The sequence below is a fragment of the Pseudophaeobacter sp. 1A16562 genome, assembly GCF_041008785.1.
In the GTDB taxonomy this organism is placed as follows: Bacteria; Pseudomonadota; Alphaproteobacteria; order Rhodobacterales; family Rhodobacteraceae; genus Phycobacter; species Phycobacter gallaeciensis_A.
Genome location: NZ_JAXGFT010000001.1, coordinates 153,170 through 169,661, shown reverse-complemented (window position 1 = coordinate 169,661; position 16,492 = coordinate 153,170). Strand labels below are relative to the sequence as shown.

Genomic DNA, 16,492 nt, shown 5'->3' with positions numbered 1-16,492 from the left:
TCCTGATCTATGCACGCATCGTAATATGTATAAATCAGAGGCGCTGCATTGATGCAGATCAGATGTGCACGGGCGGTTTTGCTCTCGCCAGAGCGGGCAAAGGGGCGTACATGCTTGACCCATGTTCAATCCCGTCCCGATAGAGACCGCGCGCAACATGCCGCGCTGGCGTCGCCCGACCACGCTGTTGTTCGTCATGGCGCTATGTATGCCGATTGCCTTCAATGCCTGGAATGCGCTGCTCAACAACTTTGTCATCGAGGTGGCTCAGTTCGACGGCGCCGATATCGGCCTGCTTCACACGGTGCGGGAAATCCCAGGATTTCTGGCCATCGGGGTGATCGCAGTGATCCTGCTGGTGCGTGAACAGGTGTTGGGGCTGGTGTCGCTGATGCTCCTCGGTGCGGCGACAGCGGTGACCGCCTGGTTCCCCTCGCTGGGCGGGATCCTGACCATCACCATGCTGTCCTCGATTGGGTTTCACTACTACGAGACGGTGAACCAGTCGTTGCAGTTGCAATGGCTGCCAAAGGCACGGGCGCCGCAGATCCTGGGCTGGCTTCTGGCCGCTGGATCGGCGGCGACGCTGGTTGTCTATGGGTTGATTGTCCTGCTGTGGGAGCCGCTGAACCTCAGCTACAACGTCGTTTTCATGAGCGCAGGCGGGGTAACGACGCTACTGGCGCTGGTTTGCCTCATGGTCTATCCGCAATTCGAGGCACCGCACCCGCAGGTCAAGAAGCTGGTCCTGCGCCGCCGTTACTGGCTCTATTATGCGCTGCAATTCATGGCCGGGGCGCGGCGGCAGATCTTTGTCGTCTTTGCCGGCTTCATGATGGTCGAGAAGTTCGGGTTTGAGGTGCATGAAGTCACCGCCCTGTTCCTGATTAATCTGGTGATCAACATGACCGTGGCGCCGCTGCTGGGCGGGTTTGTCGCTAAGTTCGGTGAACGGCGAACCCTGATCTTTGAATACGCCGGGCTGGCCGTGGTCTTTGCCATGTATGGCGGCATCTACTGGTTCGGTTGGGGCGTCGTTCTGGCGGCGACGCTTTATGTCATCGATCACGTGCTGTTTGCGCTGGCGCTGGCGCTGAAGACCTATTTCCAGAAGATCGCCGATCCCGGCGATATCGCCCCCACCGCAGCGGTTGCCTTTACCATCAACCATATCGCGGCCGTCTTCCTGCCGGTCCTGCTGGGTCTTTTGTGGGTGATCTCTCCGGCGGCGGTCTTTGGTCTGGCGGCGGCGATGGCGTTGATCTCGCTGACGCTGGCCTGCCTGATCCCGCGCCATCCCGAGCCGGGCAACGAGACTGTGTTCAGCAAGTTCACCGCTGCCGCCCCGGCTGAGTGAGGCCAGCCTGAGGCAGGCAGCCTGTCGACCTGCGCGCCTTACGCTTGACGGGACCGTCTGCGGGGCCTAGGCGCTGTACAGCACATCCTGGAGACCCGCCATGCCCACTTTCACCGCCCTGACCACCCTCACCGGAAAAGCCAAAGCCGAGGCGCTGGGCGATGCGATGGAACGTCTGACCCCGGAACCGACCGGTGTCGGTGTCTTCGAGGTCGAGGACGGATCGGGCCTGTGGGAGGTTGGCGGCTATTTCACCGAAGCCCCGGATGAGGCCGGTCTTGCGCTGCTGGCAGCGATGCATGAGGCGAAACCCTTTGCCGTCTCCGAACTGCCGGAAACCGACTGGGTCGCCCATGTGCGCCGCGAACTGGCCCCGGTTGAGGCCGGGCGATTCTTCGTCTACGGCAGCCACGATGCGGATAAGGTGCCGGGCGACAAGATCCCGCTCCTGATCGAGGCGGCAATGGCATTCGGCACCGGCCACCACGGCACCACGCTGGGCTGTCTTCGGGCGCTGGATCATCTGATCGACACAGGTTTCACGGGCGCCAAGGTGGCCGACATCGGCTGCGGCACCGCGGTTCTGGCCATGGCAGCGGCGCGGGTCTGGGACGGGCAGTTCATGGCCAGCGATATCGATCAGGTCGCTGTCGAGGTCGCCGAGGCGAACCTCAAGGCCAATGACATGGGCGGGCAGGTGACCTGTCTTGAGGCCGCAGGCTTTGATCACCCGGATCTGAAGGCGGTGGCGCCCTATGATCTGATCTTTGCCAATATCCTGAAAGGCCCGCTTGTGGCGCTTTCCCCGGATATCGCAGCAAACCTGCGCAAGGACGGGTTTGCCATCCTGTCGGGCATCCTCAACGAGCAGGCGGACGATGTGATCGCGGTCTACGCAGAGAACGGTCTGACCCTGCGGCGGCGGGATGAAATCGGTGAATGGACGACGCTCTTGCTGCAGAAAGAGAGCTGATTGAGCTAAGTTTACCTCTTATTTTAAGTATCTGCCCAAAACTTGCCACATTTCGCGCGCATACTGCCTCAATCGCTGGTGGGGGCCAGTAGGTTTTGGGGGCTCGTGTTATGGGCAAGCAACATCAAGAATTCCAGGCGCGTCTGCGGCGCCTTGAAGGCAAGCACAACGACATGTCTGCTGGCTATTCCGCCCGGGTGCGCTCGGACGGTCTGATCGTGGTGGCACCGCGCCAGATACGCTCGCGGATCACACCGCGCGCGGTGGTGTTTTTCCTCTGCGCCTTTTTCCTGTTCAAGGGTTTCCTGATGGCGGCGCTGGGGTTCGCCAGCTACGACGCACGGGTGGCGGACCTGTCCAAAGGGGTCGCGGTCGAGCGGGCCGGTGCCTTTCTGATGCAAGCCGAGCCGGTGTCCATGCTGATCGGAGAAAAACTCCGCCCCTATCTGCACTGAATAGCGATATCGCGCGTTTTCCTTGCCCGCCTGTATCGGTTGCAGCGGCGGGTGCGGACACATTCCTGAATTCAGACGAAAAACGCCGCAGACCAGGGTGGTCCGCGGCGTCTTACTGTGCGCCCTGAGGGAAAAAGAGCGTCAGTCAGGTCAAGGGAGGCGATCAGAAGACCGGCTTGCCCTCTGCAATGTCGTCAATGTCGCCGCGGCACATGCCGATGTCGGCCAGTTCGCGGTCGCTGAGACCGGACAGCGCCTTGCGGGTTACACGCGCGTCATTCCAGGCCACGACAGAGGCCAGAGTGGTGGTCAGAAGGCCGCCGATACGGCCAAACAGGCCGACGGAGCCATAGGTGGTGCGGGTGGTGTCGAATGCAGCCATATCCTCGTCCTCTTGGGTATGTGTTACTGTGATGCGCCGTGTGACGTTAATCGGCAGGTAGAGGCGAAATCCGTCGGCAGCAAGGTCGATTTTTGCATGGCCCCATGCAAATTTTGCATGGCTTTTGGCCTTGTAAATAAGGGCTCTCCTCCGTTTTGCAGTGTTTACGCCAGCGGATGTCGCGGCCCGACATCGAGAAGGCGTTTTCGAACCCGAATTTACCGATTTGCGCCGTCTCCGGTGTGCGCGCCCCTGGGCGGCCCAAGGCGAAAGCGTTTGGATATGTTCGCCTTTTGTGCTAGTGGATCTTCAAAACAATTCGAACCAATGAGCAGGGACCGGTCACAGCATGCGGATTTTGGGAATCGACCCGGGGCTGCGGACCCTCGGTTGGGGCGTTATCGAATCGCAGGGCACGCGCCTGTCGCATGTGGCGAACGGGTTGTGCCAGTCAGATGGGGATGATCTGGGAGAGCGGCTCTTGTCGCTCCACAATCAGGTCAGCGAGGTGATCGCGGCCTACCGTCCAGATCAGGCGGCCATCGAACAGACCTTCGTGAACAAGGACGGTGCAGGGACGCTGAAACTGGGGCAGGCGCGCGGCGTTGCGCTGTTGACCCTGGCCAAGGCCGGTCTGCCGGTGGGGGAATATGCGCCCAACCGGGTGAAGAAGACAGTGGTTGGCGTCGGACATGCGGACAAGGGGCAGATCCTGCATATGGTCAAACTGCAGCTGCCCGGCTGCGCGCCCAAGGGCGCCGATGCTGCGGATGCGCTGGCGATTGCCATCTGTCACGCCTATTACGGGGGCACGCAGCAGCGGGTCCTGAAGGAGGTGCGGGCATGATTGGAAAACTCACCGGGCGGCTGGAATACCGCGCTCAGGACCACGTGCTGATCGACGTGCGCGGTGTTGGCTATATCGTCTATTGTTCGGATCGCACCATGGCAGCGCTGCCCGGTGTCGGAGAGGCGGTGGCGCTTTATACCGAACTCCTGGTGCGCGAGGACCTGATGCAGCTGTTCGGGTTTACCTCGCTGGTGGAAAAGGAATGGCACCGGCTGCTGACCTCGGTGCAGGGGGTCGGGGCGAAGGTGTCGCTGGCCATCCTCAGCGCGCTGGGGCCAGATGGGGTCAGCCGCGCCATTGCGCTTGGCGACTGGGCCGCGGTCAAGGCGGCCAAAGGTGTCGGTCCCAAGACCGCGCAGCGCATCGTTCTGGATCTGAAGGACAAGGCGCCCGGCGTGATGGCCATGGGCGGCACAGTCTCCGAGGCGATGGAGGGTCCGGAACTGGAGGCTGTTGTGGAAACGGCCGAACCGGCTCCCACGGCGAAACCCACGCGCAAGAAACAGCAGCAACAGCCCAGCGGGGCGGCTGCGGCCTCGGCCGGGGCGCTGTCGGCGCTGGGGAACCTCGGTTATGGGCCGTCGGATGCAGCCGCTGCCGTGGCCGAGGCCGCAGCGGCAGAGCCGGAGGCCGGAGAGGCGGAGCTGATCCGCGCCGCGCTCCGCCTGCTGGCGCCGAAAGGGTGATCGAAGAATGGATTTTATGAACGAAGGACAGGTCCCGTCCGTGGGCGGAAAGCGAAGCGCCCGCCCTGGGGGGCGGACGGGCGCTGCCCGGCCTGACGGCCAGACGGTTTGGGCGATAACCGACAGGCAGGCTGCACATGATTGACGCCGATCCCACCCTGCGTCCCGAACCGCTGCCCGAAGACGGTGCGGGGGATGGCGACCGCGCCCTGCGCCCGCAGGGTTTGGGCGAATTCATCGGCCAGGCCGAAGCCCGCGCCAATCTGCGTGTCTTTATCGAAAGCGCCCGCCGCCGCGGTGAAGCGATGGACCACACGCTGTTTCACGGCCCCCCGGGCCTTGGCAAGACGACGCTGGCGCAGATCGTTGCGCGCGAGCTGGGCGTCAACTTCCGCATGACCTCTGGCCCGGTGCTGGCCAAGGCAGGCGATCTGGCCGCGATCCTGACCAATCTGGAGGCGCGGGACGTCCTGTTCATTGACGAGATCCACCGGTTGAACCCGGCGGTCGAAGAGGTGCTTTACCCGGCGATGGAGGATTTCGAGCTGGATCTCGTCATTGGTGAAGGCCCGGCGGCCCGCACCGTGCGGATCGAATTGCAGCCCTTTACTCTGGTTGGGGCCACCACCCGGATGGGCCTGCTAACCACGCCACTCAGGGACCGGTTCGGCATTCCCACGCGGCTGCAGTTTTATACCGTGGAAGAGCTGCACGAGATCGTCACCCGCAACGCCCGCAAGCTGGGCGCCCCGGCGGATGAGGCCGGCGCGCGGGAGATCGCGCGGCGCGCCCGCGGCACCCCCAGGATCGCCGGGCGGCTCTTGCGCCGCGTGGTGGACTTTGCGGTGGTCGAGGGCGATGGCACCATCACCCGGGAGCTGGCCGATGGCGCGCTGACCCGGCTTGGTGTCGATAATCTGGGCCTAGATGGTGCCGACCGCCGTTACCTACGGTTGATTGCCGAGAATTATTCGGGCGGCCCGGTGGGTATCGAAACCCTGTCGGCGGCGTTGAGCGAAAGCCGTGATGCGCTGGAAGAGGTGATCGAGCCCTTCCTGTTGCAGCAGGGGCTGATCCAGCGCACGCCGCGTGGCCGGATGCTGGCGCAGAAGGCCTGGACGCATCTGGGGATTGCACCGCCGAAATCGCAAAGCGATCTGTTTTCCTGAAGGGGCGGGGCGCCGCTGCCGCGGCGCGAGAAGCTGCTGAGAGGTTCCTGAAGGACAGATCTGTCCCTCAGGAACCTTTTCTATTGTGTGTTCCCCTTTTCCGCCTCAAGGGTGAACCACGCGTACCGCGTGGCCGCTGGCGCGTCCCTTGACCCGAAAAAGGGGGCGTGCGCGGATGGTGCAACCGCGCCGCGACAGCGGCGCCGGGCCCAAGGCCGGTCAGGATCATCGGCGCAGCCGGGGTCCTGCGGGCGCGGGAGCTGCCCCTTGCCGTTCAGCTTTCTTGCAGGCATAGACGGCCCCGATGCGAGACTGGGATGACCGACGGAGCCGCCATCATGACACTGAACCTGACACCGGAGCAGATCGAAGCGCTGTTTTCCCGCCCCGGCGGCGGCTATGCCTTTGCCCGCTGGGGCCGACCGATTGCACCTATCGTCTTTGGTGTCGAAGAGGAGACGCTGAAGACCGTCAAGGGCGCGCTCGAAGCCGTGGTGACGCTGGCAGGGCACCAGATGGCCGAGACCGATCCCGAGCTGGGCGCCAATCTGATGTTCTTTTTCTTCCGCGAGTGGGATGAGCTTCTGGAAGTTCCGGATCTGGGCCGTCTGATCCCGGATCTGGATCCTCTGGTGGGGCGGCTCAAGGCGGCGGATGCCAGCCAGTACCGCGCCTTTCGGTTTGATGATCAGGGTGCCATCCAGGCCGGGTTCGTCTTCCTGCGGATGAAGGGTGACATGGCGCGGATGCCTGCGGAAACCCTGGCGCTGACGCAGGCGGTGCAGGTGATGCTGATGTGGGGCGAGGGCGCCTTTGCCGATAGGTCCCCGCTGGCGGTGCTGCCGGAAACCGGCGCGACCATCCTGCGTCCGGAGATCGCCGGGGTGATCGCCGCCGCCTATGACCGGATGATGCCGGTGGCTGCGGATGATACCTCGCACGCGCTGCGCCTGTTTGCGCGTCTTCAGGCGCCGCTGCCAGACACACCGGTTCAGTAACGGGGGGGCAGCGCCATGCGGGCCTTTGTCGGGCTGCCACTGCCGGAAGAGACCATTCTGGCGCTGGAGACCCTGCAGGAAGAGATCCCGGTGGGGCGCGTGGTGCCTGGGGACAACCTGCATCTGACGCTGGCCTTTCTGGATGATCAGCCCGATTTCGCACTGCAGCTGCTGCATGAAGAGCTGACGCAGATTGCGGCGGTGCCACTGAGGTTGCGGATCACCGGGCTGGATCTGTTTGGCGGTCGTATGCCGCGTATTCTTTTTGCTGCGGTTGCACCGGATCTCGACCTGTCCCGGTTGCGCGATCAGGTGCGGCGGGCAGCAGAGCGGGCGGAGATCGACCTGCCGCGCGAAAGGTTCCGCCCGCATATCACCCTGGCGCGATTTGCCCGTCAGATGCCGGAGCACAAGGCGCAGCGCCTTGGCGCCTTCCTGCAGGCGCAGGGGGATTTCTCGCTGCCGGAGGTGCAGATCGACCATATGGCGCTGTTCCGCTCGACCCTGACGCCGGATGGCGCGCGCTATGAGGTGCTGGCGGACTACCCTCTGGAAGATCCCGGAGCGTCATAAAGGCCCGGGGCTTGCTGCTCTGAGGCGCGCGCCCTAGGGTGCGGGCAATCGCGAGGAAGGGCAGATCATGACGCATGAATTCCCGGTGCAGGTCTACTATGAAGACACCGACATGGGCGGGATCGTCTATCACGCCAACTATCTGCGCTATATCGAGCGGGCGCGCAGCGACTGGGTGCGCAGGCTTGGCAATGACCAGAACGCCATGCGTGATGCGGGCATTATCTGGGTGGTGCAGCGGATCGAAGCCGACTACCTGGCGCCTGCCAAGTTCGAGGATGAGCTGATGGTGGAGACCGAGGTGGAGAAGCTGACCGGGGCGCGGCTTACGATGCGGCAGCTGGTTCGGCGCGGCGATACGCCTCTGTTCAAGGCGGTGGTCACGGCGGTCTGCGTTACCGCGGCGGATGGTCGTCCCACGCGCCTGCCGGCAGAGATTCGCGCATCGCTCTAGCCTGAGGCCTCTGTCACGCCTGTTTCATTGGCATTTCCGTGTGAACTGCGCTAGCGTTGGCTCAATCAAGGCCGCAGGCAGATGGCCGGAAACGATAGAGCAGGCAAATGGAAGCAGAAACTCTGGCGCTGGCGCAGGAGATTGATTTCTCTATGTGGGGCCTATTCGCGCGGGCCACGATCACCGTGAAACTGGTGATGCTGATGCTGATCGCCGCCTCGGTATGGTCATGGGGCATCATCATCCAGAAGATCATCAACTATCGCAAGGCACGGGCCGAAGCGGCGGATTTCGAAACCGCCTTCTGGTCTGGTGAGCCGCTGGACGGGCTGTTCGATCAGCTGGGGCCGGATCCGGCCGGGCCATCGGGGCGGATCTTTGCCGCTGGTATGGCAGAGTGGCGCCGCAGCCATCGCAGCGATGGCGGGCTGATCCCCGGCGCGCAGGCGCGCATTGACCGGTCGATGGATGTGGCCATCGCCAAGGAGGCAGAAACCCTGCAAAGCGGGTTGCCAGTGCTGGCCACCGTCGGTTCTACGGCGCCCTTTATCGGTCTTTTCGGAACCGTCTGGGGTATCATGACCGCCTTTATCGAAATCGCCGAACAGCAGAACACCAACCTTGCCGTTGTCGCGCCGGGTATTGCCGAGGCGCTGATGGCAACGGGCCTTGGCCTTCTGGCCGCAATCCCGGCGGTGATCTTCTACAACAAGCTGAGCGCGGACAGTGACCGGATCCTTGGCGGCTATGAAGCCTTTGCCGATGAATTCGCTACCATTCTCAGCCGTCAGCTGGATTCCTGAGCCATGGGCGCCGCTGTTCAACAGTCGTCTTCGGGATCGGGCGGGCGCCGCCGGGGCCGCCGTCGCGGCCGGGTGCAGCCGATGGCCGAAATCAACGTCACGCCCTTTGTCGATGTGATGCTGGTACTCTTGATCATCTTCATGGTGGCAGCGCCGCTGATGACGGTGGGCGTGCCGGTGGATCTGCCGAAAACCGCTGCCGGCGCCTTGCCCGGCGACGAGGAAGAGCCGTTGACCGTCACTATGACCGCAGGCGGCGATATCCAGATCCAGACCACCTCGGTCGCGCGAGATGACCTGGTGATCAAACTGCGTGCCATCGCGGCTGAGCGCAGCTCTGACCGGGTCTATTTGCGCGCCGATGGGGCGATTGCCTATAGCGATGTCATGCAGATCATGGGCGCGCTCAATGCGGGCGGCTTTTCCAACGTGGGTCTGGTGACCGACGTGGGCGGTCCGGCGCTGGATGGTGCACCTGCGGGTGCGGCAGATGGCGGGTCGGGCAGCGGCCCGGATCAATAGGCGGGGGCACGACGCGTGCAGACCGGAACCAAGATCTCTCTTGCGGGGCATGGGCTGCTGCTGAGCTGGGTCGCATTTGGCGCCTGGTTCCCGTCCGAGCCGTTGCCGTTCGAGGTGCAGGAGGTCTCTCTCATCAGCGCCGAGGAATTCGAGCGCCTCAGCCAGGCGCGGCAGGCGCCGCAGGTGGCGCCCGATGCCAGCACGCTGCAGCCGCCGGAAGAGAGCGCCGCGCCTGAGGTGTCGCTGCCGCCACAACAGCGGCCAGAGCCGGAGACCCCCACGCCCGAACCCCTGTCCCCGCCAACCCCCGATCCGGTGGTAGCAGAAACGCCCCAACAGCCCCCGGAACCTGCTGAGCCAGAGGTGCCGGACACGGCGCCCGGCGTGCCCGAGCCGCCGGAGACAACGGCGCTGGTGGCGCCGCAGCCCGAAGTTCAGCAGCAGCGCCCGGTGGACCGGGTCGCCCCGGTCCCAGTAGCCCCGCCCGAGCCGGACACGGCAGTGGATGAGATCGAACAGCCCGAAGTCGCCCCCGACGTTGGCGCCGAAACAGAGCAGGAAGTCCAGGAGGCCACCGCCCCCGAGGCCGCCAGCGACCGTATCGTGACCGAAGAGAACGAAAGCGACGAGCAGACCGTGACCGCGCCTGAACAGTCCCTGCGGCCCCGTGGGCGTCCGGTACGTCGCGCGGCGGCGCCGGAACCGGAGCCTGAAGCGGCACCGACGCCGGTTGAGACCGAAGACACCCAGCCGCAGGTGGACCCTTCTGCTGTGGAGGATGCATTGGCTGCTGCGCTGTCCGGCGGCGCGGATGTTGAGGCGCCGGAACCCTCTGGCCCGCCGCTGACCTCGGGCGAAAAAGACGCCCTGCGGGTCGCGGTGTCGCAATGCTGGAATGTCGGCTCGCTATCGACCGAGGCGCTAAAGACCACCGTGGTCGTGGGTGTCACCCTCGCGCAGGATGGCAAACCCGACAGCGGCTCGATCCGGATGCTGTCCAGCACCGGCGGCTCGGCAACGGCGGCAAAACAGGCATATGAGGCCGCCCGGCGGGCAATTATCCGCTGCGGTTCACGAGGATTTCAACTTCCCCCTGAAAAATATGCGCAATGGCGTGATATTGAGATGACATTCAATCCCGAAAGGATGCGGATCAAATGAAGACCTATCTGGCACGCCTGGCTCTGATTGGCCTGACATTCTGCGGCGCCGTTCTGGCGTTGAACGGGTCTGCCTTGGCGCAAAACGGGCCGTTGCGGATCGAGATCGATCAGGGCGTGATCGAGCCCTTGCCTTATGCGGTGCCCGATTTCATTCCAGACGACCCGGCAGCGCGCGAATACGCGGCGCAGATTGCCCGGGTGGTGGCTGCGGATCTGAGCGGCACTGGCCTGTTCCGCGAGGTTCCGGCCTCGGCGCATATTTCCAAGGTTGCCGCCTTTGACGACGCTGTGAAATTCGCCGATTGGAAGGCCGTCAATGCGCAGGCGCTGATCACCGGCGCAGTCAGCGTCAAGGGAAAGCGTCTGACCGTGCGCTTCCGCGCCTATGATGTCTTTTCCGAAGGGGAGCTTGGCGGCGGGTTGCAGTTTTCCGGGACCACCGATGGCTGGCGGCGCATGGCGCACAAGGTGGCCGATGCCGTCTACAGCCGGATCACGGGCGAAGGCGGCTATTTTGACAGCCGGGTGGTATTTGTGTCTGAAACCGGCCCCAAGAACGACCGCCGCAAACGGCTGGCGATTATGGATTATGATGGCGCCAATGTGCAGTATCTGACCAACAGCGATGCCATCGTGCTGGCGCCGCGGTTTTCGCCTACCGGCGACCGCGTGCTTTATACCAGTTACGAGACCGGCTTTCCGCAGATCCACGTGCTGGACGTGGGTAAGGTGCAGCGCCGCATCCTGTCGGCGGACGATGGCATCATGAGCTTTGCTCCGCGTTTCGCCCCCGATGGGCGCACTGTGGTCTATTCACAGTCCCAAGGCGGCAATACCGACATCTTCACCATGGATATCGCCAGCGGAAAACGCACCCGCCTGACCAACGCACCGTCGATCGAAACGGCGCCGTCCTATTCGCCGGATGGCAGCCAGATCGTGTTTGAAAGCGACCGCTCTGGCGCGCCGCAGCTCTACGTGATGCCCGCAGCGGGAGGCGCGGCGCGGCGGATCAGTTTTGGCACCGGGCGCTATGGCACCCCGGTCTGGTCGCCGCGCGGCGATCTCATCGCCTTTACCAAGCAAAGCAAAGGCCGTTTCCATATCGGCGTCATGCGCACCGATGGCAGCGAGGAGCGCCTGCTGACGGCGTCCTTCCTGGATGAGGGGCCGACCTGGTCGCCCAATGGCCGGGTGATCATGTTCACCCGCGAAACCCAGGGGGCGAGCGGCCGGGCGCTGCTCTATTCGGTGGATATCACTGGGCGCAACCTGAAGCCGGTCCGCACCCCTGACGGGGCATCGGATCCGGCCTGGTCGCCGCTGCAGAACTGAGGCCCGGACCGTAGAACGACGGTCATAGGGGAAAATACCGGCATGGCTGCCTGATCCGACATGTGGTAGGCTGCCAGCAAGAAACGTAAAGGGGTAGGGAATGAGCATGAGCGGTTTCAAAAAGGCACTTCTGGTGGTCGCGGCCCTCGGGGTTGCTGGCTGTAGCAACGCCTCCTGGGACGACACCAGGTTCGGGGATGGCAGCGGCGCGGGTGCCGGTGCAGCGGGATCGGTTTCAGACCCCACTAGCCCGGCTTATTTCCAGCAGGCCATCGGTGACCGGGTGCTGTTCGCTGTCGACCAGTCCAGCCTGTCGCCTGCCGCCGAAGAGGTCCTGCGCGGGCAGGCGGGGTGGCTGCTGACCAATACAGATTACAACGTCACGATCCAGGGCCACGCGGATGAGCAGGGCACCCGGGAATACAACCTTGCGCTTGGCGCGCGTCGGGCCAATTCGGCGCGGGAGTTCCTGATTTCCCAAGGGGTTGCGGGCAACCGTATCCAGGTCGTCAGCTATGGCAAGGAACGCCCGCTTGAGATCTGTTCGGCCGAAAGCTGCTATGCCAAGAACCGCCGCGCCGTGACCGTTCTGGCCAGCGGCCTGACGGGGTAAGGCGATGCAGCTGCCCCGCCGGATCCGCGCCGCCCTGATTGCCTCGGCCGCCGTTGCAGCGCTGTTCGGGCCGCTGCCCGCAGCAGCGCAGGACCAGCAGACCCTTGCCGATATCCGGCAGGAGCTGACCGTCTTGCACGTGGAGATCCAGCGTCTGACGCGCGAATTGTCCACCACCGGCGCGCCTGCCACCAATCTGGCAGGCAGCTCCGTGCTGGACCGGGTCGAGGCGATCGAAACCGAGCTGCAGCGCCTGACCGCCCAGACCGAACAGCTGGAATACCGCATCAACCGGATCGTTGCCGATGGCACCAACCGCATTGGCGATCTGGAGTTCCGTCTGGTCGAACTGGAAGGCGGCGACATCAGTGCTCTGGGTGAAACCTCGACGCTGGGCGGGGACACCGAGGCGGCAAGCATCGAGACTTCTGTGCCGGTTCCTGTGCCGGGTGATGCCAGCGAGTTGGCGGTGGGCGAGCGCGCCGATTTCGATGCCGCCAAGCAGGCGCTGGACGAAGGCAGCTATCAGGACGCCGCCGAGAAATTCGCGGCCTTCAATGCCGCTTATCCGGGTAGCCCGTTGGCGGCAAAGGCCGATTTCCATCGCGGCAAGGCGATGGATGGTCTGGGCGACACGCGCGAGGCGGCGCGGGCCTATCTGGCGTCCTTTACCGGCGATGCGGTTGGCCCGATGGCGCCCGAGGCGTTGTTCGAGCTGGGTGCCGCTCTTGGCCGGTTGGGCCAGCGCGATCAGGCCTGCATCACCCTCTCTGAAGTCAACGCACGGTTCCCCGGCAATGATACGGTGGCCCGTGCCGAGGCGGAGATGGCCACGCTGGGCTGTTCTTGACGCAAGACGCAGCGGATATCATTGCAGGCGTTCGCGCCCAGATTCCACACCCCCTGCCAGACCGGCTGGGGGTTGCTGTTTCCGGGGGGAGCGACTCGGTTGCGCTTCTTCACATCCTACACCGCGCTTTGACTCCCGAAGGGGTGCAACTCTACGCGGTCACGGTGGACCACGGATTGCGCGCAGCCTCGGCCGCCGAGGCTGAAGGGGTTGCGGCGCTGGCCACGGGCCTTGGACTTTCACACGATATTTTGCACTGGGCCGAGGGACCCGGCGCGGGCAACCTGCAGGATCAGGCCCGGCAGGCGCGCTATGGTCTGCTGCGGGATTGGGCGCGCAGCCAAGGCATTGCCGCACTGGCGCTGGGTCATACGGCAGACGATCAGGCGGAAACCGTGCTGATGCGGCTGACGCGGGCCTCTGGCGTGGATGGATTGTCAGCAATGTCCGCCGTGCGGCAGCTTGAGGATCTGACGCTGCTGCGTCCGCTCTTGTCATTGCGCCGGGCGGATCTGCGAGATTACCTGCGCGCCGAAGGCGTGCCTTGGGTCGACGATCCGTCAAATGAGGACAGGCGATTCGACCGGGTGCGGTTGCGCCAGGCCCTGCCGATGCTGGAAGAACTGGGGCTGAGCGTCGAGGCGCTGTCGCTTGTTGCAAAAAATATGCAACAGGCGCGGCAAACGCTTGATCACTATGCACTATCGGCGGCGCAGGAGGGATTTTCGTTTAAGGCGGGCGCTGTGGCGGTAGAGCGAGCGTATTTTGCGGGTCTACCGGATGAAATTGCCCACCGGTTGCTGGGGGCGGCGCTGCAATGGGTTTCTGGCGGCACCTATCCGCCGCGGCGCGCGCCGATGATGGCAGCGCTGGAAACCGCCCGTACCGGCGGTTCGGCTACCCTTGCTGGTGGGCGCATCCTGTGCCGCCGGGGCCGTGTCTGGATCTGCCGCGAAGCGCAGGCCGTACGTGGCCAGATTGCGGAAGTTGGGCAGGTCTGGGATGGGCGCTGGGAAATTAGTCGCGTAAAATCAGATGATTGCAAGGTGCGTGCCCTCGGGGTAGAGGGGCTTCAGCTCTGTCCGGATTGGCGGGAAACCGGTCTGCCGGGACCAGTGCTGGAGGTCACCCCTGCTTTGTGGCGCGGGGCCGATCTGGTTGCCGCACCGCTGGTGAGACCGGCGCCGGGATGTACGGCAGAGCTGACCTGCAGCGAAGAAGAGTTCTTTGCATCCTTTTTATCGCATTGAACCTGACCGAATGTTCCCTATTTTAAGCGCAACGTGGGCGATCTACGCGTCGCCTCGAATATTGGGAGATTTTCCTTGGGTAATGCACGCAATATCGCCTTCTGGGTCGTTCTGTTTCTGCTGATCCTCGCGCTGTTCAATTTGTTCAGCGGGTCGGGCAGCACCATGCAGAGCCGTGAGCGCACCTATTCCGACTTTGTCGCCGCCGTCGAAGGCGGGCAGGTCAGCACCGTCACCCTTGACGGGGAGCAGGTTCGTTTCACCACATCCGATGGCCAGAGCTATGTCACCATCAAGCCGGGGGACGCGGAAGTCACCTCGATGCTGATCGCGAACAACATCCCGGTGCGGGCTGAGAAACAGCAGCAGTCGGGTTTCCAGTCGTTCCTGATCACATTGCTGCCCTTCCTGCTGCTTATCGGTGTCTGGGTCTATTTCATGAACCGGATGCAGGGCGGAGGCAAAGGCGGCGCCATGGGCTTTGGCAAGTCCAAGGCGAAGATGCTGACCGAGAAACATGGCCGCGTCACCTTTGACGATGTTGCCGGTATCGATGAAGCCAAGGAAGAGCTGGAAGAAATCGTGGAATTCCTGCGCAACCCGCAGAAATTCTCGCGTCTTGGTGGCAAGATCCCCAAAGGTGCGCTGCTGGTAGGCCCTCCGGGTACCGGTAAGACGCTGCTGGCCCGCGCCATCGCGGGTGAGGCTGGCGTGCCCTTCTTCACCATCTCCGGTTCGGACTTTGTTGAAATGTTCGTTGGTGTGGGTGCATCCCGTGTGCGCGACATGTTCGAACAGGCCAAGAAAAACGCACCTTGCATCGTGTTCATCGACGAGATCGACGCCGTGGGCCGCCATCGTGGCGCCGGCTATGGCGGCGGTAACGACGAGCGCGAACAGACGCTGAACCAGCTGCTGGTCGAGATGGACGGTTTTGAAGCCAACGAAGGCGTGATCATCTTGGCGGCGACCAACCGTAAGGACGTTCTTGACCCCGCGCTGCTGCGTCCGGGCCGCTTTGACCGGAACGTCACCGTCGGTAACCCCGACATCAAGGGCCGCGAAAAGATCCTCGGCGTGCACGCACGCAAGACCTCGCTGGGCCCCGACGTGGATATGCGTATCATCGCGCGCGGCACCCCGGGCTTCTCTGGTGCGGATCTGGCGAACCTGGTGAACGAGGCTGCGCTGATGGCTGCTCGCGTCGGCCGCCGCTTTGTCACCATGGAAGACTTTGAGAACGCCAAGGACAAGGTGATGATGGGCGCCGAGCGTCGCTCGATGGTGCTGACGGCGGATCAGAAGGAAAAGACCGCCTATCACGAGGCGGGCCACGCTGTTGTCGGCCTGAAGCTGCCCGAGTGTGATCCGGTCTATAAGGCGACGATCATTCCGCGCGGCGGTGCCCTGGGCATGGTTGTCAGCCTGCCCGAGATGGACCGGCTCAACTGGCACAAGGATGAGTGCGAGCAGAAGCTGGCGATGACCATGGCCGGTAAGGCCGCCGAAATCATCAAATACGGTGAAGGCCACGTTTCGAACGGCCCGGCCGGCGATATCCAGCAGGCCAGCCAGCTGGCCCGCGCCATGGTGATGCGCTGGGGTATGTCGGAAAAGGTCGGCAATATCGATTATGCCGAGGCGCACGAAGGTTACAGTGGCAACACCACCGGCTTCTCGGTTTCCGCCCATACCAAGGAGCTGATCGAGGAAGAGGTACGCGAGTTCATCCAGATGGGCTATGACCGCGCCTTCAAGATCCTGACCGATCATCACGACGAATGGGAACGTCTGGCGCAAGGTCTGCTCGAGTACGAAACCCTGACCGGCGATGAGATCAAGCGCGTCATGGGTGGCGAGCCGCCGCATTCTGGAGAGGATGAAGGCGACGACACCGATCAGGGAAGTGCCTCGGTCACCGCAGTGCCCAAGGCCAAGCCGAAGAAAACTCCGCCCGAGGGCGGCATGGAGCCGGAACCGTCCTCCTGAGGCGCTTCCTGAATGTGAAAGGCCCGGTCTTTGACCGGGTCTTTTTCTTTGCAGTAGTGGGCATTCGGTT

The 16,492-nt window shown here is 63.6% G+C and carries 18 protein-coding genes; 17 read left to right on the top strand and 1 reads right to left on the bottom strand.

Annotated elements, in window-relative coordinates; genetic code table 11:
• The first annotated feature begins 121 nt into the window (after window positions 1-121).
• The 3 genes from SM764_RS00805 to SM764_RS00795 all read left to right on the top strand — a co-directional run bounded on the left by SM764_RS00805 (window position 122) and on the right by SM764_RS00795 (window position 2,785).
• The gene (locus tag SM764_RS00805) at window positions 122-1,357 is read left to right on the top strand and encodes an MFS transporter (protein ID WP_369000768.1); all 1,236 of its coding nucleotides are present in this window, start codon (window positions 122-124) and stop codon (window positions 1,355-1,357) included.
• Between the two features lie 100 nt (window positions 1,358-1,457).
• Window positions 1,458-2,330 (top strand): 50S ribosomal protein L11 methyltransferase, encoded by an 873-nt coding sequence (locus SM764_RS00800; protein WP_065272664.1) that lies wholly within the window; start codon window positions 1,458-1,460, stop codon window positions 2,328-2,330.
• A 110-nt stretch (window positions 2,331-2,440) separates the two neighbouring features.
• A complete protein-coding gene (locus tag SM764_RS00795) occupies window positions 2,441-2,785 on the top strand; it encodes a hypothetical protein (protein ID WP_274827725.1) in 345 nt (114 codons plus the stop codon).
• A 163-nt stretch (window positions 2,786-2,948) separates the two neighbouring features.
• Here SM764_RS00795 and SM764_RS00790 read toward each other — a convergent pair whose 3' ends face one another.
• On the bottom strand, window positions 2,949-3,167 hold the full coding sequence (locus tag SM764_RS00790) for a DUF1127 domain-containing protein (protein ID WP_065272666.1): 219 nt from the start codon (window positions 3,165-3,167) through the stop codon (window positions 2,949-2,951).
• A 349-nt stretch (window positions 3,168-3,516) separates the two neighbouring features.
• On the opposite strand from SM764_RS00790, the gene ruvC reads away from it, so the two are divergent.
• From ruvC to ftsH, 14 genes are all read left to right on the top strand, one after another.
• Window positions 3,517-4,014: a crossover junction endodeoxyribonuclease RuvC gene (gene ruvC / locus SM764_RS00785; RefSeq protein WP_065272667.1), complete on the top strand. Its 498-nt coding sequence runs from the start codon at window positions 3,517-3,519 to the stop codon at window positions 4,012-4,014.
• Entirely contained in the window at window positions 4,011-4,703 is a 693-nt protein-coding gene (gene ruvA, locus SM764_RS00780) for a Holliday junction branch migration protein RuvA (RefSeq protein ID WP_369000767.1), read from the top strand. The genes ruvC and ruvA overlap by 4 nt, the downstream gene beginning before the upstream one ends.
• A 137-nt stretch (window positions 4,704-4,840) precedes the next feature.
• Window positions 4,841-5,872, top strand: coding sequence for a Holliday junction branch migration DNA helicase RuvB (gene ruvB, locus SM764_RS00775; protein WP_347509079.1), 1,032 nt, complete (start codon window positions 4,841-4,843; stop codon window positions 5,870-5,872).
• A 338-nt stretch (window positions 5,873-6,210) separates the two neighbouring features.
• Entirely contained in the window at window positions 6,211-6,870 is a 660-nt protein-coding gene (locus SM764_RS00770; protein WP_369000766.1) for a hypothetical protein, read from the top strand.
• A 15-nt stretch (window positions 6,871-6,885) separates the two neighbouring features.
• Window positions 6,886-7,443, top strand: a complete 558-nt coding sequence (gene thpR, locus SM764_RS00765) for an RNA 2',3'-cyclic phosphodiesterase (protein ID WP_369000765.1) — start codon at window positions 6,886-6,888, stop codon at window positions 7,441-7,443.
• Between the two features lie 67 nt (window positions 7,444-7,510).
• A complete protein-coding gene (gene ybgC / locus SM764_RS00760; RefSeq protein WP_369000764.1) occupies window positions 7,511-7,897 on the top strand; it encodes a tol-pal system-associated acyl-CoA thioesterase in 387 nt (128 codons plus the stop codon).
• A 107-nt stretch (window positions 7,898-8,004) separates the two neighbouring features.
• Window positions 8,005-8,700, top strand: a complete 696-nt coding sequence (gene tolQ / locus SM764_RS00755) for a protein TolQ (RefSeq protein ID WP_369000763.1) — start codon at window positions 8,005-8,007, stop codon at window positions 8,698-8,700.
• Between the two features lie 3 nt (window positions 8,701-8,703).
• Entirely contained in the window at window positions 8,704-9,222 is a 519-nt protein-coding gene (tolR, locus tag SM764_RS00750) for a protein TolR (RefSeq protein ID WP_369000762.1), read from the top strand.
• A 15-nt stretch (window positions 9,223-9,237) separates the two neighbouring features.
• Complete coding sequence (locus tag SM764_RS00745; protein ID WP_369000761.1) at window positions 9,238-10,383, top strand: energy transducer TonB; 1,146 nt, start codon at window positions 9,238-9,240, stop codon at window positions 10,381-10,383.
• On the top strand, window positions 10,380-11,720 hold the full coding sequence (gene tolB / locus SM764_RS00740) for a Tol-Pal system beta propeller repeat protein TolB (RefSeq protein WP_369000760.1): 1,341 nt from the start codon (window positions 10,380-10,382) through the stop codon (window positions 11,718-11,720). The genes SM764_RS00745 and tolB overlap by 4 nt, the downstream gene beginning before the upstream one ends.
• 106 nt (window positions 11,721-11,826) lie before the next feature.
• Complete coding sequence (gene pal, locus SM764_RS00735; protein WP_065272677.1) at window positions 11,827-12,333, top strand: peptidoglycan-associated lipoprotein Pal; 507 nt, start codon at window positions 11,827-11,829, stop codon at window positions 12,331-12,333.
• 4 nt (window positions 12,334-12,337) lie between these two features.
• Window positions 12,338-13,183, top strand: coding sequence for a tol-pal system protein YbgF (gene ybgF / locus SM764_RS00730; protein WP_116560313.1), 846 nt, complete (start codon window positions 12,338-12,340; stop codon window positions 13,181-13,183).
• A complete protein-coding gene (gene tilS, locus SM764_RS00725) occupies window positions 13,180-14,433 on the top strand; it encodes a tRNA lysidine(34) synthetase TilS (RefSeq protein ID WP_369000759.1) in 1,254 nt (417 codons plus the stop codon). Before ybgF ends, tilS begins: the two co-directional genes overlap by 4 nt.
• 75 nt (window positions 14,434-14,508) lie before the next feature.
• Complete coding sequence (gene ftsH / locus SM764_RS00720; RefSeq protein WP_369000758.1) at window positions 14,509-16,422, top strand: ATP-dependent zinc metalloprotease FtsH; 1,914 nt, start codon at window positions 14,509-14,511, stop codon at window positions 16,420-16,422.
• Window positions 16,423-16,492 lie beyond the last annotated feature (70 nt).